The organism is Arthrobacter sp. KBS0702 (assembly GCF_005937985.2).
Taxonomy (GTDB): domain Bacteria; phylum Actinomycetota; class Actinomycetes; order Actinomycetales; family Micrococcaceae; genus Arthrobacter.
Genome location: NZ_CP042172.1, coordinates 3,361,970 through 3,386,462, shown reverse-complemented (window position 1 = coordinate 3,386,462; position 24,493 = coordinate 3,361,970). Strand labels below are relative to the sequence as shown.

Sequence of the window (24,493 nt, the reverse complement as noted above, 5' to 3'; positions counted from 1 at the left end):
AATAGTTGCATGCGGACCTTTGGCGTCGAGGAGGAACTGCTGATCGTGGACCCCGTCACCGGGGTCCCGCTGGCGCTGGCCGATGCGCTGCTGGGCGGCCTCAAGCCGGTGGCCGCCGCCGTGGAGCCCGAGGCCGCCACCAGTCCCGCGCACGACGATTCGGGCTTCAGCTTCGAGCTCAAGCTCGAGCAGATCGAGACCCAGACGATGCCCTGCCTGGACCACGGAGCCCTACTCCGGCAGATCCGGCAGTCCCGGGCCTTCACCGACCGGGCCGCCCAAACCCACGGCGCCAGGGTGGCCGCCCTGGCCACCTCGCCGCTGGCGTCGGTCACACACACGACGCCCAACCCGCGGTACGCAACCATGCAGAGGCGCTTTGGCCTCACCGTGCAGGAGCAGCTGACCTGCGGGTTTCACGTCCACACCTTCGTGGAGTCGCCGGAGGAAGCGGTCGCGGTGCTGGACCGGATCCGGGACAAGCTCGCGGTGCTGATCGCCCTCAGCGCCAACTCCCCCTACTGGAACGGCACGGAGACCGGGTTCGAAAGCTACCGCACCCAGGCGTGGAACCGCTGGCCGGGGTCCGGGCCCACAATGATCTTCGGCAACCTGCCGGTCTACCGCCGGGTTGTGAGCCGGCTGGTGGAGACCGGGGTCCTGATGGATGAGGGGATGGTCTACTTCGATGCGCGGCTGTGCCGGCATCATCCCACCGTGGAGGTCCGGGTCGCCGATGTCTGCCTGCGGGCGGACGACGCGGCGCTGATCGCCGTCCTGGTGCGGGCGCTTGTCGAGACAGCCGCCCGGGAATGGGACGACGGCGTCGACCCTGCACCGGTGCCGACCTTGCTGCTGCGGATGGCAGCTTGGCAGGCCAGCAACTGCGGACTGCGCGGGCAGCTGCTGGACTTCGGAACCTTCACCCCCGCTCCCGCGGCCGAGGTGGTGCATGCTCTCGTGGACTTCCTGGCCCCCGTGCTGGCTGAGCAGGGGGAGCTGGACCTGGTGCGCCACGGAGTCAACCGAATACTGGCGGACGGCACGGGCTCGCAGCAACAGCGCCAGGCTCTCTGCGCTCCGGGGCTGGACACTCCCGTCGACGACGCCGGACTGGCCGCCGTCGTCGCCCATGCCGTGCGCGTCACGACGCGCGGCGCGGAAACCGAGGAGACGGAGGGGGCGGCGGAACCGGCCCCCGTGCTCTCCCGGGTCCGCCGGAGCTAGACCTGCTTGAGCGCGTAACCGAGGTCCCGGATCAGGTCCTCCACCTCTTCCAGGCCCACCGACAGCCGCACCACACCGTCGCTCAGCCCGATCGCCGCCCGTCCCTCCGGACCCATGGCGCGGTGCGTCGTGGTGGCCGGATGCGTGATGAGGGACTTTGAATCGCCAAGGTTGTTTGAGATGTCGATGATCCGGAGGGCGTCCAACAGGGCGAAGGCGGCTTCCTTCGCCGTCCGTCCCGGGGACGGGGACAGCTCGAAGGTCAGCACGGTGCCGCCGGCCTTCATCTGCCGTGCGGCCAGCTCGTACTGCGGGTGGGACGGCAGCAGCGGGTACTTCACCCAGCTGACGGCGGGCTGCTCCTGCAGCCATCCGGCCAGCCGCAGTGCGGAGGCAGAGGAGTGGTTCACCCGCAAGCCCATGGTCTCCAGCCCCTTGGTCAGCACCCAGGCGTTGAAGGCCGACAGCGCCGGACCGGTGTGGCGCATGAGCTGCTTGACCGGGCCGTCGATGAACTCCTTGGAGCCCAGGATCGCCCCGCCGAGCACACGGCCCTGGCCGTCGATGTGTTTGGTGCCGGAGTAGACGACCACGTCCGCGCCGAGCTCCCCGCAGCGCTGCAGCAGGGGAGTGGCGAAAACATTGTCGACGACGACCGTCGCGCCGGCGGCGTGCGCCAGCTCGCTCACGGCGGCGATGTCAACGATTTCCTGCATCGGGTTCGACGGGGATTCGAAGAAGACCGCCGTCGTGGGTTCCGACAGGGCGGCGCGCCACTGGTCCAGGTCCGGACCGTCCACGAAGACCGTCTGCACGCCCCAGCGCGGCAGGATTTCGTTCAGGATCACGAAGCACGAGCCGAACAGGGAGCGGGCCGCGACAACACGGTCCCCGGCGGCGAGCAACGCCCCGAGTGCGGTGAACACCGCGGACATGCCCGAGGCGGTGGCGAAGCACGCCTCGGTGCCTTCCAGCAGACGGAGCCGTTCCTGGAAGGTGGCCACGGAGGGGTTGCCGTAGCGGGAGTAGACGAAGCGCTCATCCTCGCCCGTGAAGGCACGCTCGGCCGCGGCGGCGGATTCGTAGACGAAGCCGGAGTTCAGGAAGATCGGCTCGGTGGTCTCCTGGAACCCGGTGCGGTCGAGGCCGCCGCGGACGGCCTGGGTGTCCGGGCTCCAGCCCTGGGCGTCGGGATTGAAGCCCACTTAGTGCTTTCCGGGGTTGCTGGGGAGGCCGCGGTTCTTCCAGCCGTTGACGGTGCGGGCGCCGGATGGGTCCGGTTCGCCCTCAAAGCCCTCGAGGACGTTGTAGGCGGTGAAGCCCGCCGCGGCGGCGGCGCCCGCGGCCGCCGCGGAACGCGCGCCGGAGCGGCACAGGAAGATGAGTTCGGCGCCGTCGACTGCGGGTACCTGCCGGCGCAGCTGCTCCACGAACTGCGGATTTGGGGCTCCGCCGGCAAACGTCCACTGGATGAACAGCGGATCCCGCAGGCCGCCGGCATCCGCCGTATTTGGAACACCGATGTGGGCCCATTCGCCCTCGGTGCGGACGTCGACCAGGACGGCGCCGGCTTCAAGCCGGACCCAGGCCTCCTGCGGGGTCAGGTCTCCGGCGTAGCTCACGCGTGGCCTTCGCCCTCGAACTCGACGGCGTCGAGCTCATCCACCGCGTTGGCGACGGCGGCGTCAGCGCTGGCGATCGCGGCCGGCAGCACGAGGGCCTGCGCAACGATCACGGTGCTGCCGTTGAACGTGGCCGAGGGGCTGCCGTGCAGGACGTAGCCTTCGGCCAGCGCGGCGGACACGCGCTCGCAGAAGGCGTGGTCATCGGGGCCGGTGAACAGGCGGTAGGCCAGCTTCACGTCGGCGCCGGGGGAAGCGGGGGACGGGGCTGTGGCGGGCACAGCGGGGGCGGACGCGTCAGGCACGACGGCTCTCCTTCTTTCACGTTTGCAGCTCGAATGGGTCGATATGCCGAGTATTCACCTGAGGCACCCCGCCGCGAAAGGGAGGGTTGCCGACCGGCCAGTCAGGGCTTGGCGCCGGGTCTCATTACTCACAAAAAACGTAACACCTGCGACGCCGGCCCGCAGAGCCGCCGTCGTCATGTTAAGTAACCGGACGCGGTTCCCGCGGGGGCGGTGCAGCTCAGAGGCGTTTGCGCCGGCGGACAAGAACGGCGGCGCCGGTCAGGACTGCGGCCGCGCCGAGTCCGGCGGCAAGAATCTTGGCCGGCAGCGGGACAGCCGCCGGGGGGCTTGCGGGGGTCTTGGTGGCACCCGTGGGCAGCGGGGCGGCGGTGGCCTTCGCCGCGGCCGTTGGGTGCGGGGTTGCGGTGGTTTTCGTGCTTCGGCTGAACACCGCAGGTTCCACTCCCATAATGATCCGGTCGCCCGGCGTGGCACTCTCGAGGAGGCGGGTCACGGTGGGGAGGTCGGTGGAGATGCACCCCAGAGTAGGCGAATTGCCGGCATGCAGGAAGATGGCGAAGGAGGCGCCCTGAACGGTGGGCATGTCGGGTTCGCGGTTCCAGTTGATGACGGCCGCCTGCTCGTAGTCCCCCTCCCGCATATAGAACCACAGGTCCTCGTCAGCGCCGCCATCCTCACCTTCGAAGTACTGGTTGTAGTTCGGCCCGGGCTCCCCGCCCCACCGCGACTTGCGATTGAGCGTGTGGTACTTCAATGCCGTTCCCGGGTTGGCCCGGCCGAGCGCCTCGGTGAAGGAGAATGACCCCTGCGGCGAGTAGAGCGTGTCCTGCCACATCTTGCCCGGCGGGGCGAAACCGGATCTGCCCGCGAATCCGGTGTTTTGCCACTCCTGGACATACCCGTCGCTGGTGCTGACGCACCCCGTAATGAGGACCTCGATATCGCCATAGGCTTTCGCGGTGGCGAACGTCACCCGATGCGCTCCGTGACTGGGGAACAGCACTTCACCTGCGTTCAAGCGCTCGCACGGATTGGATACCGCTCCCGCAGACGGCGCGGCTGAGACCGGGGCCGCAGCGAGTCCCAGCACTGCTGGGACGGCAAAGAGAACGGCCAGGAGACGGCTCAGCGTGGCTATTGCGCACCTCCCGGGCGGTCGGTGCCGGCAGACGTGACGGCTCCCTCCCGCGCGTTGTGTTTTGGCTCAGGGGCGGGTCCGGGGAGGGAGTCCGCGGCGGGGTTCCCCGGCTTGGCTGCCGGAACCCCGCTCCCGAGCACCCGCTGGCGCGCCCGGTTGGAGGCGCGGGACACTAGACCCTCCAAGGGGCCTTGCTTTCCGGCGGTCACGTTCCTCCAAATGACGGCGAAGAGCGCTGCGGCGAACGTGTGCATGGCCATGGCTACCCCGGGACGGTCCAGGAGGAAGCCGGTGGACAGGGCAACGAGGTGCGCGGAATACAGCGTCAGTGTCATGCCGCCCATGGTGGCGAGCGGCATGAAGGCCGTTGCTGCCTTGCTGGCGACGAGCAGCACGGCACCCAGCACCATCACCGCGATGCCGATGGTGTTGAGAAGTTCCAGTGGTGTCGAAGAATACGGCGAGAGGATCGTCAGCCACCACCCTGACGTTGTGGGAAGGGTCGGATCGGGGGCCCAACTGTCGGGACCCCAGATCTGCACGTCGCGAATTCCCTTGGCGCCCATCCACGGGGTTGATTCGAGCAGGTGGGTCCTGCCGCCGAAGGGGCCCAGGAGGAGTTCGGACAGCAGCCACGAGCCCGTCGCGAGTCCGAGGCCGCCGACGGCCATTCTGACTTGGAGTGCGTGGGACCGGAGGTCGAGCCTGCCAAGGGCGAGGCCTGCACAGATGTAGGCCATCCAGGGGATGGCTGGATAGGAGCCCCCCACGAACAAGTCCGAGATCGTCGCTGCAGGGTCGGTGACCAGGGTCGCGAAGGATGGATCATATCCGTCCAGGGTCGGCAGCGAGCCGCGTACCGCTTGCATGAAGATCGGCCCCAGCACGGCAAAGCCGAGGGCGGCGGCCGCGAGAACGCGGGGGCCAAATCCCAGCAGCGGAATCGCCATCAGGAACAGCATCCCGTAATAGGCCAGGATGATGGCTGCCGGCGGGTTGAGCAGGGCGATGAGCAGGCCGATGGACATGATGATGAGGGCGCGCACTGCCAGGGCCCACTTCGCTGCCGTGAGTGGCCTGCCCTTGAGCGGCGTCCTGCCGCCTGAGGTGAAGGTCAGCGACACTCCGGCAAGCAGCGCGAACAGACCCGCGGATCTGCCGGCAAATAGGGTCCAGGACAGCGTCGGTTCGAAGTTGTCGTCGGCCTCCGGCAGGATGTGGATTGCCATCATGCCAATCAGGGCCAGGCCCCGGGCGACGTCGACGCCGATGAGGCGCTGCTTCTTAGTGGATGTCATGGCCGTCCTTTGCACACGATTTTGTCGATGCCGTTCATGCCGGCTGTGAGGAAGGAACCCGCACTGATGCCAGATCCTGAACCAGGAGCTGGGTCTCCTCCTCCGTGAGGCCGACCAGGGGGAGCCGGACCGGTCCGCCGGGAAGTCCCTGGCTGGTCAATGCGGCTTTGACTGATGCGGCGGCGGGAGCCCGGAACATTCCCCGGTAGATCGGGAGCAGCTCACGGTGGATGTCACGTGCCTCCGCGACCCGTCCCTGCTGGTAGCTGTCGAGGAGGTCGCGCAGCCGGTTTCCGACGACGTGGCCCACGACGGAAACGAAACCCACCGCACCGATGGAGAGCAACGGCAGGTTCAGCGCGTCATCGCCCGAGAAGTAGGCGAGGTTCGTCCGCTCCATCACCCAGGCGGACGACTCCAGGTCGCCTTTGGCGTCCTTGACCGCGACGATACGGGGGTGCTTGGCGGCCGCCACGAACGTGTCCGGCTCTACCGCGACCCCCGTCCGCTTCGGGATGTCGTAGAGCATTACCGGAAGCGGTGTGCTGTCGGCAATGGCAAGGAAATGTTCGAGGATCCCCCGCTGTGACGGGCGTGAGTAGTATGGCGCGACCACCAGCAGGCCGTCCGCCCCCTGCGACGCGGCAGCCATGGCCAGGGCGACGCTGTGGCGTGTGTCGCCGGCACCCACCCCGGCGATGACTTTCGTGCCGCGGTCCCGGACTGCCTGCGTCACGCATTGGACCATCGAGGCCTTTTCCCGATCCGACGTGGCCACCGATTCTCCGGTGGTGCCGTTGACCACGATGCCGTCATTCCAGCCCGGCTGGGTCAACCACCTCGCAAGTGTTGAGGCGCCCGCGTCGTCCGGCTCGCCGCGGTGGTCGAACGGCGTGACCATCGCCGTTATGACCGATCCAAAGGCGCGGCATGCGGCGGCGGAAGTGTCCGCCCTCTCGTCGATGAAAGTCATTGTTTACACTCCCGGGTTCTTGGCCGACGGCGCGTGGTGTGGTGTTGATTGCTGGAAGTTCCCGGCCGATGCGGCCCTATGCCGCTGCCTCATTGGAGCCCTGTTCGGCGACCAGTGGCGGATGGGGTTGCCCGCCCAGTGGCTGCCCGCCGGCACGACCTCCGAGCGCATCACCAGGGACGCCGCGCCAACCGTGGCGCCGTCCTTGACCGTGCTGCCCGGCAGCACAATGCTGTTCGGGCCCAGTGTTGACTCGGGGCCCAGGTGGATCCTGTCCATCCGCATGATGCGATCGTGGAAGAGGTGTGTCTGCAGCACGGTTCCGCGATTGACGCTGACGCCATTGCCCAGGGAGATCAGGTCGAACTCCGGCAGCCACCAGGTCTCGCACCACACCCCGCGGCCGACTTTGGTGCCCATCAGGCGCATCCACCAGTTGAGCATCGGCGTGCCGAGGCTCATCCGGACCAGCCCGGGGACCGCCAGCGATTCGGAGAAGACGTCCGCGAGTTCATTGCGCCAGACGAAGGAGGTCCAGAGCGGGTACTCAGTCACTTCGAAGCGCCCCACGAGGGCCCATTTCGCGGCCAGGGCAACAAGGCAGGCAACGACGCCGCTGCCCAGCAGCACCGGACCGGACCACAGGGCGGTAACGGCCAGTCCGTTCTGGTCGTAGATCAAGTTGAGAACCCATACCGTGATCAAGGCCAGCCAGGCCGTGACGATGGCTGGAAGAATCCGGCACACTTCGACGGCCGCGCGTGCAACGAGCAGACGCCGTGCGGGGTTGTAGGTGAGGGACGATTCCCCTTGGTCCGCCGGCCGGGGGAGCTCCACGGCAGGACGTCCGAACCAGGACGAGTTTGCGGGCATGTCCTTCGGGGCGGAGGACAGCACGGCCAGCAGGGAGTTGTCGGGAACGTGGCGGTCCGGCCCCACGATTGCGGAGTTGCCGACAAAGGATTTTTCTCCCACACTTGCGGCGCCGAGGTGGATCCAGCCTTTGCGGACACGCCGTGCGGCCACCATCGAGTGGTCTGCCAGGAAAGACCGGTCGGCGAACCGGGTAAGGTGCGGCAGGGTCTCGACGGTCGAGACTTCCACGTGCTTGCCCACCTGGGCGCCAATCATGCGCATCCACACCGGGGTGAAGAGGCTGGCGTAGATGGGGTAGGTGGCGATGAGGGATTTCGTCAGCAGCGCTTCGGTCAACCAGGAGGCCCAGGCCGCCGCGCCATGTACCGAATGGAAGCCGGGCTTTATCAGGACACTCAAAGCGCGCACGAGTCCTGCCGTCAGGGACAGATAGACAACGACGGTGGCCACCAGGAACACCGGGCTCCACGCCGCCAGGGCCCACAGGGCGTCCTGAAGGGACCGGGCCCCCCGAAGGGCAGTCAGTGCCACGAAGCAGCCCGGGACAACAGAGACGATGGGCAGGAGGGTCAGGCCGGAGAGCGAGAGCGGGTAGAGAATCGAGATCAGAGGTGAGGGGCGGCGCTCGCTGGCGGTGGAGGGCCAATCTGTGCCTGCCGCGCCCACGTGCTCCATTTGCGATCCTGCCCAGTGTTCCCCGGCCGGGACCTTGCCGGTGACGGAGGTGCCCGGTGCAATCTCTGCGCCTTCACCGACGTGGGCGTCGTTCATGAGCGTGGAGCGCATCCCGACCCGCGCGTCGTCGTCCACCTGGATGCGGCCTATGTGCAGGACGTCGCCGTTGAGCCAGTGGCCGGCCAGGTCTGCCTCGTGTTCAATCGATGCGCCGGTCCCGAACGTGGCAAGTCCGGTCACCGGTGGCATGGCGTCGAGGTGGACGTCTTTGCCCACCTTGCATCCCAGCGCGCGGGCATACCAGCAGGCCATGGGGGTGCCCATCAGCGGTTCCAGCTTGCAGAAGGTGACGACCCGTTCCGCGGTCCACAATCTCAGGTGGGTGAGGCCTCCCCGCGGGTAGACGCCGGGCCTGATCCCGATGAGCAGGAGGCGCGCCGATGCCACGGCAAGGAGGAAACGGAATGGAAGGCTGTAGAGCACTACCCACGCGATCGCAATCGGCACGAGCGGCGGATTGGGAACCCACGGGCTGTCCGAAACCCGGACGAGGATGTAGCAGACAATCAGGATGCCGGTGACATAGCGCAGGCCCGTAATGGAGTAGAGAGCCAGGATCACTGCCGACTGGATCCAAGCGATCGACGCAGGTGTGGGCGCGACTTCCCGCTCTTCGAACTCTGAAGCGGTGCTCTCCAGCAGGTGGGTTGAGAGCCCGCCGAGGGTTGGGTGCGCGTAGATGTCGGCAATGGAAACGTCCGGGTAGCGGACCCGCAGCGAGGAGACCAACTGTGCGGCCGCCAGGCTGGCTCCGCCGGAGACGAAGAAATTGCTCTCCTCGGTGAGCGGCAGTGGACCGAGGAGATCTGTCCATTGCTGACCCAGCCAGGCCAATTCGCCCGTGAGCTCCTTGACCTTGACCGGCGGACCCGCCTCGGTCGCCAGCGGCCAGGGAAGGGCTTTCCTGTCCACCTTGCCGGAGGTCTTGAGGGGAAGTTCCTCAAGAATGCCCAGGGCCGGAACCAGTTGCGCCGGCAGTTTTTCAGCCAGGAGGGCCCGGCACTGTCCAAGATCGAGGACCACGCCCGAGGCCGGCACCAGATACCCCGCGAGTACCTTGTTTCCACTGGGGCTCAGCTGGATGGCTCCGGCTGCCGCTGCGACTCCCGGTAGTTCGGAGAGGGCTTCGTCAATTTCGCCCATCTCGACCCGGCGGCCGGCCAGTTTGACCTGCTCATCGGCGCGGCCGACGAACACCAGACCGGCAGGATCCGCGCGAACGATGTCACCGCTGCGGTAGGCCCGGGGCCATCCGAGGAGGGGCATCGGCGCGTATTTTTCGGCGTCCTTGGCGGTATCCAGGTAGCGGCCGAGTCCCACTCCGCCGATGACAAGCTCGCCCTCCTCGCCCCACGCCACCGGATGTCCGTCCGCGTCAACAACGGCGAGGGCGTACCCGCACAGCGGGAGCCCGATCCGCACGGGCTGCTTGCCGTCCACCAGCGCCGCACAGGCAATTACCGTCGCCTCGGTGGGCCCGTAGGTGTTCCAGACCTCGCGGGACGGACCCGCGAGCCTGGCGACGAGGTCGGCCGGGCACGCCTCGCCGCCAAAGATGAGCAGCCGGACCTTGTCCAAGGCCTCGTTCGGCCATAAGGCTGCGAGCGTGGGGACCGTCGACACGACGGTGATATTCCGCCGCGCCAGCCAGGGGCCCAGGTCAGCGCCGGAGCGGACCACATCCCGGGGGGCCGGAACCAGGCAGGCCCCGTTCCGCCAGGCCAGCCACATTTCCTCACAGGAAGCGTCGAATGCCACGGACAATCCGGCCAGGACCCGGTCGCCGGGTCCCAGCGGGCTGCTGACACAGTACAGCTCTGTTTCGGCGTCGACCAGGGCAGCTGCCGAGCGGTGCGTGATGGCCACACCCTTAGGCTTGCCGGTGGATCCGGAGGTGAAGATGATCCAGGCATCGTCTTCGCAGTGTGCTTCCGGGCTATGGCCCAGGGTGCGCACCCCGCCGAAGAGGGTCAGCTCAAGGCTTTGGCCGATCACAGCGCAGACGCCTGCCTCGGACCAGACTGTCTCGGCACGGTCGTCCGGTTCGTCGGCGTCAACCGGTACATAGGCAGCCCCCGCCGCAAGGACGCCCAGGATCGCAATGTAGAGATCCACCGAGCCCGACGGAACACGAACCCCGACGCGGTCTCCTGCGCCGATATTCGCGCTCCACAAGCGACGGGCTATGTCCGCAATCCGCTCGCCAAGGGCCTCATAGCTCAGCAACACCGTGCCGTCATCCAGCGCCGGAGCAGCCGGGTACCGCGCGATTGTTTCCTCGATGATGTTCACCAGGGTCCGGGCCGTGGGCGCCGTCGTTACCGGGAAAACAGCTACGTCAGAGGTGTTCTTCTGCTCCTGGGGCGGAAAGCTTGGGGCAACAGGGCCTACCCTCGGGCCCCGCGGCCTTAGATGGTCGGAAGAACGGGTCCCAAGATTTTCGTGAGTGCGAATGGTTACGGCCGGTCTGGTTGGAACTGCTCCGCGATGTGCCGTTCCTGAACTGTTGGTGAAGTCCAATCGCGCTCTCCTTATTACTGGCGAATCGTCCGGGCTTCAGGGCGCGGTCAGGGACGGTGCGTCACCATGACTCGCCTGAAGCGCTGGTCCTTCGGTTCGGTCTCAGGAGGCACAGCGCCGTAGACGCTGAGAAGTGGGAAAGTGGACCTCGGAATTGATACCCACGCGCGGGAAACGTCCCCCCACGACTTTCGGCGTGTGCTCCATGTCCTAAGAACTCTATTGACGGGGCCAGCGCCGCCCACGAGTAGGCGGTACCCGAGTTTTCCCGCGGGACTACCCGGTCCGTGCCTCAGCCGTCACTCATGGAACAAGAAGCACGGCAACGGGCCGGTGAGAGCATTTCTTACGGCGGCGGCTACTTATGCGGAACCGTCGGCGTCGTCATCCGCGGCATGGGCCCGCCAGCGTTCCTTGACCTCGTCGGGCAGGTCCTCCCACGGCGGAGCAGCGGGCATCCAGAGGCCCTCCAACAGCTTGAGGCGCTCCTCGTACAGCGCCTTCCCCGGGTCAGCCTGACCCGGGTCCCGGGGCTCAGCCATCAACGCGCACCGTGCTGGTGGTTGCCGAAGTCCGGGTCGCCGGTCCGGCCGCAGCGGGCAGGTGCCTTCATTGAAAAATGACCTTCTTTTCTGAGCGCAACTCTTTGTGCCACAAACAGAGTTCCCCTGAGCCCCAGGGGCCGCCCCACTGATCGTGTGTCCCTTAACAGTAAAAGCAATCCGGGCACGGCCACAGGTGGAAACCCGGATTTACCGTCCCCGGCCGCTGTCGGACTAGTCGATGGTGGCGTACAGCGCGTTGAGCTCGGCCGTGAGCTGCCGGCGCAGTTCGGGGGTACCGATTTCCTTGCCGTCGATGTGGTTTACCGGTGCGAGGAGCCGGATGCTGGAGATCAGCCACACGGCGTCGGCGTCGTAGAGGTCGTTGGGGACCAGCGGTCCGTAGCCCAGTTCCCAGCCGGCTGCCTTGGCCGCAGTGAACAGGGCGCCCTGCGAGGTCCCGGGAAGGATGCCGCTGTCCAGTTGCGGGGTGATCAGCCGGCGCACGGTGCGGCTGCCGCCCGCTCCGTCGTCGCTGGTCTCCAGATGCGCCAGCAGGACGGTCGACGTCGGGCCCTCCAGGACCCGGCCGTCGGCGGACGTGAAGATGACATCGTCCGCACCCTGGTGATGGGCGTAGCGGAGTGCCGCCATGTTGACGGCGTAGGACAGGGTCTTGGCGCCCAACAGCAGCCAGGGGGCGCGTTCGCCCACCTCGCTGTCATAGCCGCGGTCCAGCAGGATGACGTCGATGCCGGTCTCGCGCTGGACGCGCCCGGCGGCCGGCGGCTGGGAGGCCTGGACCCAGCAGGTGGGCGTGGCAGCGCCCTCGACACCCCGGGTGGCCAGCAGCTTCACCACAACCTCGTCCGCCCCGCCGGCGCCGCTGCCGGCCGGGACGGCGTGGCCGCGGAACTCGCTGATCGCGGTTTCAATCGCACGGCGCCAGGTGTCCTCCGCCGGAATATCCAGCTCCAGCGCCCGGGCGGAACCGGCCAGCCGGCTCAGGTGGGCCTGCAGCTTCCGCGGCTTTCCGCCGACAGCCAGCAGCGACTCAAAAACGCCGTCGCCGCGGGTCGCGCCCTGGTCCGTGGCCATCAGCTGCGGTGCGGACGAGTCGGCGATCCGGCCGTTCTCAAAGGCAGGGTCGAGGAACACCAGCACCGTGGCGGGGGCCGGAACAGAGGCGGAGGTAGTCATGCCTTCAGCTTAGTGTGGCCCGCGGCGGGATAAGCTGTGCGGGTTGCCCGTTCCGGAACTGTTCCGCGGGTCTGGAGCTTGAGGGGTACGCCTGTGCTGTGGCCGTTTCCGCTGACCGGAATATTCCCGTCCTGGGTGATTCTGATCCTGACCGTGATTGACCTCGTCATCCGGGTGCTGGCGTTGGGAATCATTCCCGGCAACCGCCGGCCCACCACCGCGATGGCCTGGCTGCTGGGCATCTTCTTTGTACCGGCGCTCGGCCTCGTCCTGTTCCTGCTGTTCGGCAACTTCCGGCTCTCCCGCCGCCGCCGCGCCCAGCAGGAAGCCGTGAACACCCGGGTGCGGGCCGGCACCTCGGCATTGGCCGCCGTCGAAAGCCAATATGCCGGGCCCGAGTGGGTGGCGTCCGCAGCTGAGCTCAACAAGACCCTCGGCTCGCTGCCGATGGTGGACGGCAACAGCGTCGAACTGCTGCCTGGCTACCCGGATTCCATCAAGGCGATGGCCGCGGCCGTCCGCGAGGCCACGTCGTTCATCAACGCGGAGTTCTACATCATGAGCTCTGACCACGTCACCGACGATCTGCTGACCGCCCTGGAGGACGCTGCCGAGCGCGGCGTCGAGGTCCGGATCCTGTTCGACCACCTTGGCACGCTGCGCATCAAGGGATACCGGAAGCTGATCGCCCGGCTCGAGGCCAGCAAGATCCGCTGGCGGCCGATGCTGCCCCTGCGTCCGGTGCACGGCCAGTGGCGTCGGCCGGACCTGCGCAATCACCGCAAAATCATGGTGATCGACGGCGAGGTCGCGTTCACCGGCTCGCAAAACCTGATCGAACCGTCCTACAACAACCCGAAGCACCGCAAGGTGGGCCGCGAGTGGGTCGAGCTGATGACCTGCATGCGCGGCCAGATCGTCACCACCTTGAACGTGGTCTTCGCCACCGACTGGCTGAGCGAAACCGACGAATCGCTGGAGCACCAGCTCGGGCACAGGCCCGAGTCCGCGCCCGGAAACGTGACCGCCCAGGTGGTGCCCAGCGGCCCGGGGTTCATCACCGAGAACAACCTGCGGCTGTTCAACACGCTGATCTATTCGGCGCAGCACAAGCTTTCCATCTGCAGCCCGTACTTTGTCCCGGACGACTCGCTGCTCTATGCGGTGACGACGGCGGCCCAGCGCGGCGTCGACGTCGAACTGTTCGTTTCGGAGAAGGGTGACCAGTTCCTGGTCCACCACGCCCAGCAGTCCTACTACGAGGCGCTGCTGGAAGCCGGCGTGCGGATCTACCTTTACAAGGCGCCGTTCGTGCTGCACGCCAAGCACTTCACGGTGGACAACGAGGTGGCCGTACTGGGCTCAAGCAACATGGACATGCGCTCGTTCTCGCTCAACCTCGAGGTCTCCGTCATGCTGCTCGGCGAAGACATCGTGCAGAGGATCCGCGCCGTGGAGGACACCTACCGCGGCATTTCGCGCGAGCTCAAGCTCGAGGACTGGATCAAACGGCCCATGGGCGTCAAATACGTGGACAACGTCGCACGGCTCACGGCCACCCTGCAATAGGCCGGGACGCCGGACCCCTAGCCCCGCGGGAACTCCGCGCCGAGCGCCGAGAGGACCCCGAAGGCCTTGGTCCGGATTTCCTCGTACTCCTCCTGCGGGGAGGAATCCGCGGTGATCGCGCCGCCGACGCCGAGGCTCAGGGTGGTGCGGTCCGTGCCGGCGGCGGCCACCAGGGTCCGGATGGCCACCGCGAGGTCGGTGGCGCCGCTGAGCGAGAAGTAGCCGATCGCCCCGGAGTAGACCCCCCGGGGCGCGGCCTCGAGCCGGTCCAGGATCGCCATGGTGCTGACCTTCGGCGCCCCGGTCATGGAGCCGGCCGGGAAGCAGGCCGCCACGGCCTCGGCCCGCGGCATCCCGGGCCGGAGCCGCGCGTCGATCGTGCTGACCATCTGGTGCACCGTGGCGTAGCTCTCGATCGCGCACAGCCGGCTGACCGAGACGGACCCGGGCACCGCGAAGTGGCTGAGGTCGTTGCGCAGCAAATCCACGATCATGATGTTCTCGGCCCGGTCCTTGGGCGAGGATTCCAGTTCGCGGCGCAACCCCTCGTCGCGGGCGGCGTCGTCGGCCCGGCGCCGGGTACCCTTGATCGGCTCGGCCCGCATGGCGCCGTCGGCGGAGATCCGCAGGAAGCGCTCCGGCGACGTGCTGGCCACGGTGAGGTCCGACAGTCGCAGGAAGCTGGCGAAGGGCGCCGGATTGCGGCGCCGCAGGGCCAGGTACGCCTGCCACGGATCGAGCTCCCCGGCCGGCGCACCGGCCGTCAGGGCCGTGGTGAGGCAGACCTCGTAGCTGTTGCCCTCAGTGATCTCGTACTGCGCAGCGGCGATCTTGGCCTTGTAGGCGGCCTCGGTGTCCCGGGCGCTGAAGTCCAGGGCGGGGGCGGTGCCGCCCGGATGCCCGACGCCGCCGCTGCCGCCGGCTTCGGGCTCGAGGCCCCGGTCCGCGGCGAGGACGGCGGCCCGGGCGGTAGCCAGCCAGTCGCCGGCGTCCGGGGCGTCGAGGGCGAGCAGCCACGCCGTCCGTTCCCGGTGGTCCAGGACCACGGCGCGGCCGGCGAAGATCAGGCAGGCATCCGGGGTGGCGGCCTCGACATTGCTGCCGCCGGTCTCGCGCTTGAGTTCGTAGCCGAGGTAGCCGAGCCAGCCGAGGGTGAACTCGCACGGGTAGCCCTCCGGGGCGCGCAGCGCGCGGCGGCCCCAGACCCCGTCAAGCCAGCGGAAGAACCCGCCGTCGGTCTGTACGGTGGAGTTGCCGATGCTCACCCGGGTCCGTCCCGAACGGTGCCGGACGGACTGGCCGAAGCTGCCGCCGTCGTCGGCCAGGATGCTGAAGCGGCTGCGTTCGGCACCCGCGCCGCCGGGCCGGTTCGGTTCGCCGGCGCCGCCCTCGGCAAGGGAGGAATCAAGCCACACCGCGTTCGGGGAGCGGCCATAGAGCAGCTCGAAGAGCCTGGCCGCGTCCGGCGCGGCGTCCAGCCGCTCGGCCGTCAGTTGCAGCCCGCGGCGGGCCGAAAGTTCCGGGAGCAGCACCGGGGACAGGGCGGGAAGGTACTGGAGGGCCTGCAGCACCTCGGCGGGCGCGGCGCCGTCGGCTAAGTTGAGCACCCGCACGTCGGCCCGGGACGGCACATCGTCCGCAGCGAGCCACTCGTCTTCCTGCCCGGCCCATTGATCCCAGTAGGGGCGGTAGTTCTCGCCGTCGCGGGCCAGGGCCCGGGTGCGGCGGTCCTGGTCGGGGGAGTCGGCCCAGATCACGGCGTCAAGGAAGGGCATGGCGGCCGCGGCGGCCGCACCCACGCCTTCGACCAGGACGATTTCGGCCGGCGGGGTCAGCCGGGTGTCGCCGTCGTAATGCCGTTCCCAGTCCCAGCTGACCCAGTGGGCAGCTTCGCCGCGGCGCAGCGGGGCCAGCACGGTGGCTGCATAGCGCTCGATGCCCGCCGCCAGGCCGTTCCAGCCGGGGTAGATGTCCTCGAGGTGGAAGAGGGAGACCTTGTGGTGTTCGCGGAGCCGGGCCGCGAGTTCGATGGCCAGGGTGGTTTTGCCTGCCCCGGAGCGTCCGTCGATAGCGATGATGACGGGTGCTGGGCTCATGAACTAGAGCGTACCCGGTGCCCTGTGCTGCCCCGGTGCGCCTGGTCCTGCTGCCAGTCCTGCTGCCGTCCCAAGGGCTGAAGCCGGGCGGCGCGGACGTGGCCCAGGATGCCCGGCACCGCGGCCTGGATCAGGTCCCAGGTGATGTCGAAGTCGGCGTGTCCGCCGTACCAGGGGTCCTCGATGCCCTGGTCCAGGGGATCTTTGCCGGCAACAGCGGGGTCGAAGCTGCGCAACATCCGGATCTTGGCCAGCGAGGCCTGATCCGGCGCGGCCTGGCGCAGCCAGCCGTAATGGTCCACGTCCAGGGCCAGGATCAGCTCGCGCGACTGGAACCAGTCATTGCGCCACTCGCGCGCGACGTGGAGCTCGGAGCCAATGCTGTGGGCAGCGAGCTTGCGGGCGGCCCGCGGGTCGATCGGGCGGCCCACCTCATAGGCGGTGATCCCTGCCGAATCGACTTCGACGCCGGTCAGCTGCGCCGCGGCCGCGGCCTCTGCCAGCATCAGTTCGGCCATCGGAGACCGGCAGATGTTTCCGGTGCAGACCGTGATGATCCGGTACTGGCTCGATGTGGAGGTCATGACTAAGCATGACGGATCACACGGGGTCCCGGCCAGCCGGGCCGCCGGGTCCTTTGGCTCTGGACCGTCGGCCCGGCCGCCCGCAGACTGTCTTCATGACGGATTGGGAGTCCCCTGCCGTGCCGGCGGTTGTGCCCCGGGATGCGGACGGGGACGCGCCGTATGGTGCCCCGGCGGGGGCCGCCGCGGTCCCGCCGCCGTCGACGAATCCACGGGCCGGAGCGGAAACGCCGGGCCGGGCGGGCCGCGGCCCCAAGCGGCGCGCGAAGCGTTTCTCCTTCGGTTTCCTCCAGCTGCTGGGACTCGTCCTGGTTGCCGCGCTGGCAGGCGCCGGATCGTCACTGCTGGTCGCACGGTTCAGCGGCTGGGGAAACGCGACCGTGGTCAAGCAATACGTCACCACCGGCGGCGCGGTCTCCGACCACCCCACGGATATCAAAGGCATCCTGGCAACCTCGCTGCCCGCCGTGGTCTCGGTGAAGGCCACCACCACGCAGTCCAACCCCTTCCTGGATCCGAGCGGCGCCAACCGGGTGACGGCCGAGGGGACCGGCATAGTCATCGGCAGCACGGGGGAGATCCTTACCAACGCCCACGTGGTCCGGGGCGTGGTCAGCGGAGCGTCGACGGTGAGCGTGACCTTCCAGGACTCGAGGAGCCTCGCGGCCCGGATCGTCGCCTCGGACAGCGATAACGACGTGGCGCTGTTAAGGGTCTCCGGCGTGACGGGCCTGGCGGTGCTGGAACTGGGGGACTCCGGAGCCATGGCGCCGGGCGACCCCGTCATCGCCATCGGCTACGCCCTGGGGCTGGACGGCGGCCCCAGCGTCACGACCGGCATTATCTCCGCGACCGGGCGGGCGGCCCCGACCCAGACCGGCGTCGGCGCCGATTCCCGGCTGACCAATCTGTTGCAGACTGATGCGCCGATCAGCTCGGGAGACTCCGGCGGCCCGCTGCTCAACACCGAGGGCCGCGTGATCGGCATCAACACCATGGTGGCCACGTCCACCTCGCAGACCGCGGCGAACGGCATTGGTTTCGCGATCGCGGCGGACACGGTCAAAGCGCTTCTGCCGGCCCTCCGCGCGGGCGGTTAGTCCGGGCGGGGGCACCTAGTGCATGACCGCCAACAGGACGCCGACGGCCATAAACAGCACGCCGAAGGTCCGGTTGAGGATCCGCTGGCCCCGGGCGTCATGGGTGAAGCGTTGGAAGGTCGTGGCCGCCGCGGCAAAGAAGAACCACATGACCAGGATGTCGATGACGATCACGGTGGCGGCGAGGACGAGGTACTGCGCCACCAGCGGTTGCTCCGGCCGGATGAACTGGGGCATGAAGGCCAGGAAGAAGACGATCGCCTTGGGGTTGAGCAGGTTGACCCACAGGCCGCGGCGGAACATCGAGAACGCGGGCTCGTTGCGCAGCGCCGCGGCTTTCTCCTGGTCCAGGTCGGGCTTGTGCCGGAACTGCTGGATGCCCAGGAAGACGAGGTAGGCGGCGCCGGCGTAGCGGATGATGTTGAAGGCCAGCGGCGAGCTCGCCACGAGCACCCCGACGCCGAGGGCCACAATCAGGATGTGCACCACCAGGGCGGCCTGCTGGCCCAGGATGCCCCAAATGGAACGCCGGAAGCCGGAGTTCAGGGAGTTGCTCATGGTGTTGATCGCGCCCGCGCCGGGCGTGAAGCTGATCAGGACACCGGCGCCGACGAGGGCCAGCCAAAGGGAGAGTTGCACCTGTCAAGTTTACGGTTTCTCCGGCATGCCCGCGTTGATGACGGGGAGGAGCCCGTGCGGACTCCGGTCAGCCGCGGCGGAGACCGTATTCGAGGATCATGTTGCCTTTGCTGGTCTGCTGGGACGACTGCAGCTCAAGCCGGGTGACGGGGTCGCCGTCGTTGAACAGCCGCCGGCCGCTGCCGGCAATCACCGGATGGACAATTAGCATCAGGCTGTCCAGCAGTCCCGCGAATAGTAGTTGGCGGACCAGCGAGATGCTGCTGAAGACGCCGACGTCGCCGCCGTCGCCCTTCTTCAGCTCGGCGACGAACTCCTCCAGCGGCCGATCCATCAGGCGCGAGTTCTGCCACTCGAGGTCGCCGGCCAAGGTCCGGGAGGCCACATATTTCGGCAGCGGGTTGATGAAGCCGCCGAAGTCCGCGTCGGTTTCGGCGTTCGGCCAATACTGTGACCATTGCTGGTAGCCGACGCGGCCCAGGATGCCGGCGTCGATCCGGCCCATCATCTCGCCCATCCCCGTCCCCAGTTCCTCGTCGAAGCTGTCGAACTGCCACAGGAACGGGTCTTCCACCACACCGTCCACGGAACTGAACAAACCGGCCGTCACCTTGCGCATGCATTCTCCTCACCGTTGGTCTTTGACTGCACCCTAGCGGCAGTTGGGATGACTGGGAATGGCGGGCAGGAAGTTGCTCGACGACGTCGTTCCGGCGCCCGTTGGCCATCGCCGGGAGGGCGGAGGCGCGGCTCAGTGCAGCAACCAGGCTTGGGGGAGTCGATGGACTGGATCGTCGGAATGATGCTCGCCGGAGCCGTTCTGCTCACAGCGCGACCGTGACGCTTCCCGCACTGTCCTACTAGGTGCTAGCTCTATACCGGAAGCACCTCAGGCCCGGGCTATCACTTCGCCGTTCGGGATGAGGAACCAGCCGTCCTCCGTGGAGCCCCAGCGGTGCCAGCCCGCGGAGATCCGGGCCAGGTCCGCCGCTGTGGCGAACCCGTACTCGAGTGCCTGGTCCGCGAACGCCGAATGCAGCACCCGTTCGCCCCATACCCGGGCCTGCCAGCGGCGCTGCTGCCCGGTCGCGTAGAGCCAGTTGCTACTGGAGGGCGCGACGTCGGTGAACCCTGCGGCCTGCGCCCAGGACACGAGCCGCCGCCCGGCGTCGGGCTCGGCACCGTTACGGCGCGCGATCCGCTGATAGAGCTCCATCCACTCGTCGAGCTCGGGAACCGCGGGGTACCAGCTCATGCCGTGGAAATCTGCGTCGCGCACCGCCACGATCCCGCCGGCCTTTGCGACCCGGCGCATCTCACGCAGCGCGGCCACCGGATCGGTGAGGTGTTGCAGCACCTGGTGGGCATGCACGACGTCGAACGTTTCGTCTTCGAAGTCGAGGTCGTAGATGTTGCCGGCCACGAACTCGACGTTCTGCACGCCGCGCTCGGCCGCGAGGGCGGACGCCTGGCCGATCACCTCGGGGGAGCGGTCCAGCCCGGTGACCTTTCCGGGGGAGACCAGGCCGGCGAAGTCGCACGTGATGCTGCCCGGCCCGCAGCCGACGTCAAGCACCGAAACCCCCGGGGTCAGGTGCGGGATCACAAAGGCCGCGGAGTTCTCCGCCGTCCGGGAGGCATGGGCGCGGACCACCGACTCGTGGTGGCCGTGGCTGTACACATCTTCGGGCTGCTGCGCACTCATAAGGAAACGCTACCGCTGCACGCCGGCAAATCCGCGAAAGCCGGGGGAAGCGGCCCGCAAGACGGCAGGATTTCGCGTGTTCCCGTCCGTTTTGCCGCTTCTGCCCGGGACAGTTCTGCGGATGATTGAAGGAGTGAACATCAACAGCAGCAAGCAGCCAGGGCTCGGCCTGTTCCGGGCCACCGGGATCTATGTCGGAGCGATCCTCGGCTCCGGCATCCTGGTCCTCCCGGCGATCGCCGCCAAGGAAGCCGGGCCGGCGTCCCTCCTGGCCTGGGCCCTGCTGCTCGTGTTCTGCACACCCGTGGCCTTCAGCTTTGCGGAGATGAGCCGGCAGCAGCCCGACGGCGGCGGAATCGCCCACTTCGTGACGCGCGCCTACGGGCGCCGCGCCTCGGCCGTGGCCGGCTACCTCTTCTACTTCGCCATTCCTTTCGGCGCTCCCGCGACAGCCGTCATCGGCGGCAACTACATCTCTCACGCCTTGGGCGGCGGACGTGGGACGGCATTGGTGGCAGCAGCGTTTCTGCTGGCCGCCGCTTTCGCGAGCAACGCCGTCGGAATCCGGATGTCCAGCGGCATCCAACTGGTGCTGATGGTGCTCCTGGTCGGACTGCTGGCGCTGGCGGTCGCCCTCGCTGCGCCGTTCGCCAGGGCCGGGAACTTTGAGCCGTTCGCGCCGCACGGCTACTGGGCCGTGGGCGGGGTGGCCAGCCTGCTGTTCTTCTGCTTCGCCGGCTGGGAGGCGGTCACGCATCTCGCCGGTGAATTCCGCCACCCGGAACGGGACCTCAAGCGGGCCACGTGGCTCACCCTGATTGTGGTCGGCGTGGTGTACATCGGCGTCGTCGCGGCCTCGATCGCCGTGCTGGGCCCCGCCCTCCCCGGCAGCGACGTGCCGATCGCGCAGCTGCTTGAAAAGGGGCTGGGCGGACTCGCTGCCCCGCTGACCGCCCTCGCCGCCGCGGTGCTGACCTTCGGCCCGATCAACACCTTTGTTGCCGGGGCCAGCCGGCTGGGTGCGAGCTTGGCGTCCGACGGCGTGCTGCCGCGGACCCTCGCGCGGGGCGCCGGTCCGGGCCAGGTGCCCACGGCCAGCCTTGGGCTGCTGGCCGTGATGACGTTCCTGTCCTTCGGGGCAGCCGCGGCCGGACTGAGCAATATGCAGTTCCAGATCGGGGCGGCGTCGGCGTGCTTCACTGCCGTGACGGCGTTCGGTCTGGTTGCCGGGATCCGGTTGCTGCCTGCCCGGACGCCGGCCTGGTACGGGGTCCTTGTGGCCGCCGTCGTGATGCTGGCCGTGCTGCTGATCAGCGGCTGGGCGCTCGTGGTCCCGCTCGGCCTTGCTGCGGGGGCGGTCTGGGCGGGCCGCCCGGCGGGTTGGGGAATGCCGGGCTGGAGGGGGCTGCCGGCGCGGCGCCTGAAGACGGCAGCTAGTGCGGGTCCGCTGGAGGCGGTGCCGCCTGCTGCGCCGCCTCCTGCCCGGCCCTGACCGTCGCGTCGATCATCGAGGTCATGAACCGGGTGGCGAGTTCCAGTTCCTGCGGCGTGAAGTCGGCCAGGGCGGCGCCCATGTGGCGGGCGAGCGGTGCGAACATGGCGCCGCCGTCGCGGTAGGCCTTGGGGGTCATGCGGAGCTGGACCTGGCGGCGGTCCGGCCCCTCCCGCTCGCGAATCACGTGCCCGGAGCTGTGCAGCCGGTCAATCAGCGCCGTGGTGGCGGGTGAGCTGAGGTGGAGTTCCTTGCGGAGCACGCTCGGCGTGACGATCTGGTTCCTAGCGGTGTGCTGCATGATCACGGACAGGGCGTTGAGGTCGGTGCGGTGCATGTCGTTCCGGGCTCCCGCCGAGTCCGCATAGCGGTTGGCTTCGAGGCTGAACTCCTGAAGCAGGCTCACCAGCGGCGGCGGCCCGGGGGCGCCAGGGTTTGCCGGCATCTCAGTTGACATCGCACCCTTCCTGCTCGGGGCCCCTGGAGGCATGCGCGGTTGCGCCTTCCGGAGTTTACTCCAGCCCTTCAGCTTCCTCAGGCAAAATCTTTCTAGACAATCACTTATGTCCATGATGGAGATACTCTATTATGGATTCAATTCTACTCTTCCGAGGCCGCACCCCGAAGGACGCCATGAAAAACATCCCCAAGCACAACGCCCGTGTCCCGTTCTGGCTGCGCTGGCTCGTACCCGCCGTCCTGGTGGTCGCCTGGCTGGCCATCGCCGGCATCGGCGGCCCCACCTTCGGGCGGCTCAGCGAGGTCTCCTCCAACGACCAGGCCTCGTTTCTCCCGGCCGGAGCCGAGGCCACCGCGGCCCAGGAGTGGCAGGCCAAGTTCCGCGATTCCAAGGAGATCCCGGCGGTCATCGTGATCGAAAGCGATTCCGCGTTCACTCCGGCTCAGCTTGGTGAAGCGGCCGCGCTCAAGGGCAAACTGGCCGCCCTGCAGGCCGGGAGCACCGTGATCGGCCCGATCCCGTCAGAGGACGCAAAGGCCGTGCAGTTCGTGGTGCCCATCGCCTCCGCCGGAGAGGTGAAGACGGTCATCAAGGAACTCCGGGACGAGGTCAGGGCCTCGGCGCCGGAGGGCATGCGGACCTTCGTCACCGGCCCGGCCGGGCTCACGGCGGACCTGGTTAGCGCCTTCGCCGGCATTGACGGCATCCTGCTGCTGGTGGCCCTGGGCGCGGTGTTCCTGATCCTGCTGGTCGTCTACCGTTCGCTGCTGCTGCCCATCGCCGTGCTTTTCACCTCGGTCTTCGCACTCTGCGCGGCCATCCTGCTGGTTTTCGGGATGGCGAAGCTGGGCTGGATCCAGCTCAACGGCCAGAGCCAGGGCATCCTCTCCATCCTGGTGATCGGCGCCGCCACGGACTACGCGCTGCTCTACGTGGCGCGCTTCCGTGAGGCGCTGACGCACACCACCAACCGCACGGCCGCCGCACTGACCGCTTGGAAGGCGGCCTGCGAGCCGATCCTGGCCTCCGGTGCCACCGTCATCATCGCCCTGCTCTGTCTGCTGTTCTCAGACCTGAACTCCAACAAGGCCCTCGGTCCGGTCGCGGCGGCCGGCATCCTGTGTTCCCTTTTCGCAGCACTGACCCTGCTGCCGGCCATGATGGCGCTGCTCGGCCGCGCCGCGTTCTGGCCCTTCCGCCCCAAGCTGCTTCCGGCGACCGAGCGCGAGCCGGAGCTGGTCACCGGCCTCGAAGGCCAGAAGGGCCTGTGGGGTGCCACCGGCTCCCTGGTCTCCCGCCGGCCCCGCACGGTCTGGATCGCCTCCGTGCTCCTGCTGTTGGTGGCCGCCGCCGGCGTCCTGCAGCTCAAGGCCAACGGCGTCCCGCAAACCGATGTCATCCTCGCCGCCTCCAACGCCGTCGACGGCCAGGACGCGCTGGCCCGGCACTTCGACGCCGGCTCCGGCAGCCCCGCCGTGATCGTCGCCGACGAGGCGAAGGCCCAGGACGTGCTGGCGAAAACCAAGGCAAGCGCCGGCGTCGGGGACGCCTACCTGCTGGCCGAGGGCAGCGTGCCCATCGTCGCCGGGGCGCCCGGTGCCCCCGCCGCCCCGGCGGTCCGGGACGGGAAGGTGCTGATCAATGCGACGCTGAACTACGCCGCGGACTCCAATGAGGCCGAGAACGTCGTGCTGGATCTCCGCCGGGAACTTAAGCAGACCGACGGGGGCGCCCTGGTCGGCGGCGTGACCGCCACGGCCCTGGACACCAACACCACGGCCCAGCGCGACCTGGTCACCATCATCCCGGTGGTTCTCGCGGTCATCCTCGTGATCCTGATGCTGTTGCTGCGCTCCGTCCTGGCACCGGTCCTGCTGGTCGCCTCGGTGGTGCTGTCCTACGGGGCGGCGATGGGCGTCTCCGCCGTGGTGTTCAACCACGTCCTGGGATTCCCGGGCGCCGACGCCACCGTTCCGCTCTTCGGCTTCGTTTTCCTCGTCGCCCTGGGCGTGGACTACAACATCTTCCTGATGAGCCGGGTCCGCGAGGAGTCCATCAAGCACGGGACGCGGCCCGGTATCCTGCGCGGCCTCGGCGTCACCGGCGGGGTCATCACCTCGGCCGGCGTGGTCCTGGCCGCGACCTTCGCGGCCCTCGGCGTCATCCCGATCATGTTCCTGGTGCAGCTTGCCTTCATCGTGGCCTTCGGGGTGTTGCTCGACACCGTCCTGGTCCGCTCCCTGCTGGTCCCGGCCCTGGCCTACGACATCGGCCCGCTGATCTGGTGGCCGAGCAAGCTGGGACGCCCCGCGACGGACGCCGCCGCTCGTGACCTACCGCCCGCCCGGGAGCCGGAAACCGCCGACGCGGGAATCCGCTAGCCGGATCCCTGTCTGCCGGATCTCACGT

20 protein-coding genes and 1 riboswitch are annotated in these 24,493 nt (G+C 68.2%); of the genes, 5 read left to right on the top strand and 15 right to left on the bottom strand.

The features are described from left to right. The first annotated feature begins 9 nt into the window (after window positions 1-9). A complete protein-coding gene (locus FFF93_RS15650; protein ID WP_138768103.1) occupies window positions 10-1,227 on the top strand; it encodes a glutamate--cysteine ligase in 1,218 nt (405 codons plus the stop codon). Here FFF93_RS15650 and FFF93_RS15645 read toward each other — a convergent pair. From FFF93_RS15645 to FFF93_RS15605, 9 genes are all read right to left on the bottom strand, one after another. Further along, entirely contained in the window at window positions 1,224-2,432 is a 1,209-nt protein-coding gene (locus FFF93_RS15645) for an O-succinylhomoserine sulfhydrylase (RefSeq protein WP_138768104.1), read from the bottom strand. The two genes, FFF93_RS15650 and FFF93_RS15645, sit on opposite strands and share 4 nt — an antisense overlap. Beyond that, on the bottom strand, window positions 2,433-2,849 hold the full coding sequence (locus FFF93_RS15640) for a rhodanese-like domain-containing protein (RefSeq protein ID WP_138768105.1): 417 nt from the start codon (window positions 2,847-2,849) through the stop codon (window positions 2,433-2,435). Beyond that, entirely contained in the window at window positions 2,846-3,130 is a 285-nt protein-coding gene (locus FFF93_RS15635) for a DUF1737 domain-containing protein (protein WP_186372296.1), read from the bottom strand. Before FFF93_RS15635 ends, FFF93_RS15640 begins: the two co-directional genes overlap by 4 nt. Before the next feature lie 37 nt (window positions 3,131-3,167). Beyond that, window positions 3,168-3,283, bottom strand: a riboswitch (SAM riboswitch). Between the two features lie 91 nt (window positions 3,284-3,374). Beyond that, window positions 3,375-4,130 (bottom strand): hypothetical protein, encoded by a 756-nt coding sequence (locus tag FFF93_RS16990; protein ID WP_186372180.1) that lies wholly within the window; start codon window positions 4,128-4,130, stop codon window positions 3,375-3,377. Between the two features lie 161 nt (window positions 4,131-4,291). Next, window positions 4,292-5,593, bottom strand: coding sequence for a heparan-alpha-glucosaminide N-acetyltransferase domain-containing protein (locus FFF93_RS15625; protein ID WP_138768107.1), 1,302 nt, complete (start codon window positions 5,591-5,593; stop codon window positions 4,292-4,294). A gap of 34 nt (window positions 5,594-5,627) precedes the next feature. Beyond that, window positions 5,628-6,566 carry a 4-hydroxy-tetrahydrodipicolinate synthase gene (dapA, locus tag FFF93_RS15620; protein ID WP_138768108.1) on the bottom strand — a complete coding sequence of 313 codons (939 nt, stop codon included), beginning with the start codon at window positions 6,564-6,566 and terminating at the stop codon, window positions 5,628-5,630. A gap of 3 nt (window positions 6,567-6,569) precedes the next feature. Further along, window positions 6,570-10,469, bottom strand: coding sequence for a Pls/PosA family non-ribosomal peptide synthetase (locus FFF93_RS15615; RefSeq protein WP_261375190.1), 3,900 nt, complete (start codon window positions 10,467-10,469; stop codon window positions 6,570-6,572). Between the two features lie 590 nt (window positions 10,470-11,059). Next, a complete protein-coding gene (locus FFF93_RS15610) occupies window positions 11,060-11,239 on the bottom strand; it encodes a hypothetical protein (RefSeq protein ID WP_138768109.1) in 180 nt (59 codons plus the stop codon). A gap of 234 nt (window positions 11,240-11,473) precedes the next feature. After that, window positions 11,474-12,439, bottom strand: coding sequence for an aminodeoxychorismate lyase (locus tag FFF93_RS15605; RefSeq protein WP_138768110.1), 966 nt, complete (start codon window positions 12,437-12,439; stop codon window positions 11,474-11,476). A gap of 93 nt (window positions 12,440-12,532) precedes the next feature. Between FFF93_RS15605 and cls the strand changes: the two genes are divergently transcribed. Beyond that, complete coding sequence (gene cls, locus FFF93_RS15600) at window positions 12,533-14,008, top strand: cardiolipin synthase (protein WP_186372179.1); 1,476 nt, start codon at window positions 12,533-12,535, stop codon at window positions 14,006-14,008. 17 nt (window positions 14,009-14,025) lie between these two features. Here the strand turns inward: cls and pabB are convergent, their stop codons facing one another. Both pabB and FFF93_RS15590 read right to left on the bottom strand, forming a co-directional pair. Next, window positions 14,026-16,104, bottom strand: a complete 2,079-nt coding sequence (gene pabB, locus FFF93_RS15595; RefSeq protein ID WP_138768111.1) for an aminodeoxychorismate synthase component I — start codon at window positions 16,102-16,104, stop codon at window positions 14,026-14,028. After that, the gene (locus FFF93_RS15590) at window positions 16,101-16,688 is read right to left on the bottom strand and encodes a low molecular weight protein-tyrosine-phosphatase (RefSeq protein ID WP_138768112.1); all 588 of its coding nucleotides are present in this window, start codon (window positions 16,686-16,688) and stop codon (window positions 16,101-16,103) included. Before FFF93_RS15590 ends, pabB begins: the two co-directional genes overlap by 4 nt. 95 nt (window positions 16,689-16,783) lie before the next feature. Here FFF93_RS15590 and FFF93_RS15585 point away from each other — a divergent pair, with 95 nt between their 5' ends. Then, the gene (locus FFF93_RS15585) at window positions 16,784-17,788 is read left to right on the top strand and encodes a S1C family serine protease (RefSeq protein WP_186372178.1); all 1,005 of its coding nucleotides are present in this window, start codon (window positions 16,784-16,786) and stop codon (window positions 17,786-17,788) included. A gap of 15 nt (window positions 17,789-17,803) precedes the next feature. Here FFF93_RS15585 and FFF93_RS15580 read toward each other — a convergent pair whose 3' ends face one another. The 3 genes from FFF93_RS15580 to FFF93_RS15570 all read right to left on the bottom strand — a co-directional run bounded on the left by FFF93_RS15580 (window position 17,804) and on the right by FFF93_RS15570 (window position 20,132). Next, on the bottom strand, window positions 17,804-18,427 hold the full coding sequence (locus FFF93_RS15580; protein ID WP_138768114.1) for a LysE family transporter: 624 nt from the start codon (window positions 18,425-18,427) through the stop codon (window positions 17,804-17,806). A 67-nt stretch (window positions 18,428-18,494) separates the two neighbouring features. After that, window positions 18,495-19,046: a dihydrofolate reductase family protein gene (locus FFF93_RS15575; RefSeq protein WP_138768115.1), complete on the bottom strand. Its 552-nt coding sequence runs from the start codon at window positions 19,044-19,046 to the stop codon at window positions 18,495-18,497. 270 nt (window positions 19,047-19,316) lie between these two features. After that, entirely contained in the window at window positions 19,317-20,132 is an 816-nt protein-coding gene (locus tag FFF93_RS15570) for a methyltransferase domain-containing protein (protein ID WP_138768116.1), read from the bottom strand. A 121-nt stretch (window positions 20,133-20,253) separates the two neighbouring features. Here FFF93_RS15570 and FFF93_RS15565 point away from each other — a divergent pair, with 121 nt between their 5' ends. Then, entirely contained in the window at window positions 20,254-21,624 is a 1,371-nt protein-coding gene (locus FFF93_RS15565) for an APC family permease (RefSeq protein WP_138768117.1), read from the top strand. Here FFF93_RS15565 and FFF93_RS15560 read toward each other — a convergent pair. Further along, on the bottom strand, window positions 21,566-22,081 hold the full coding sequence (locus FFF93_RS15560; RefSeq protein ID WP_138768118.1) for a MarR family winged helix-turn-helix transcriptional regulator: 516 nt from the start codon (window positions 22,079-22,081) through the stop codon (window positions 21,566-21,568). The two genes, FFF93_RS15565 and FFF93_RS15560, sit on opposite strands and share 59 nt — an antisense overlap. Window positions 22,082-22,257: 176 nt before the next feature. On the opposite strand from FFF93_RS15560, the gene FFF93_RS15555 reads away from it, so the two are divergent. Then, window positions 22,258-24,465 carry an MMPL family transporter gene (locus FFF93_RS15555; RefSeq protein ID WP_138770326.1) on the top strand — a complete coding sequence of 736 codons (2,208 nt, stop codon included), beginning with the start codon at window positions 22,258-22,260 and terminating at the stop codon, window positions 24,463-24,465. Window positions 24,466-24,493 lie beyond the last annotated feature (28 nt).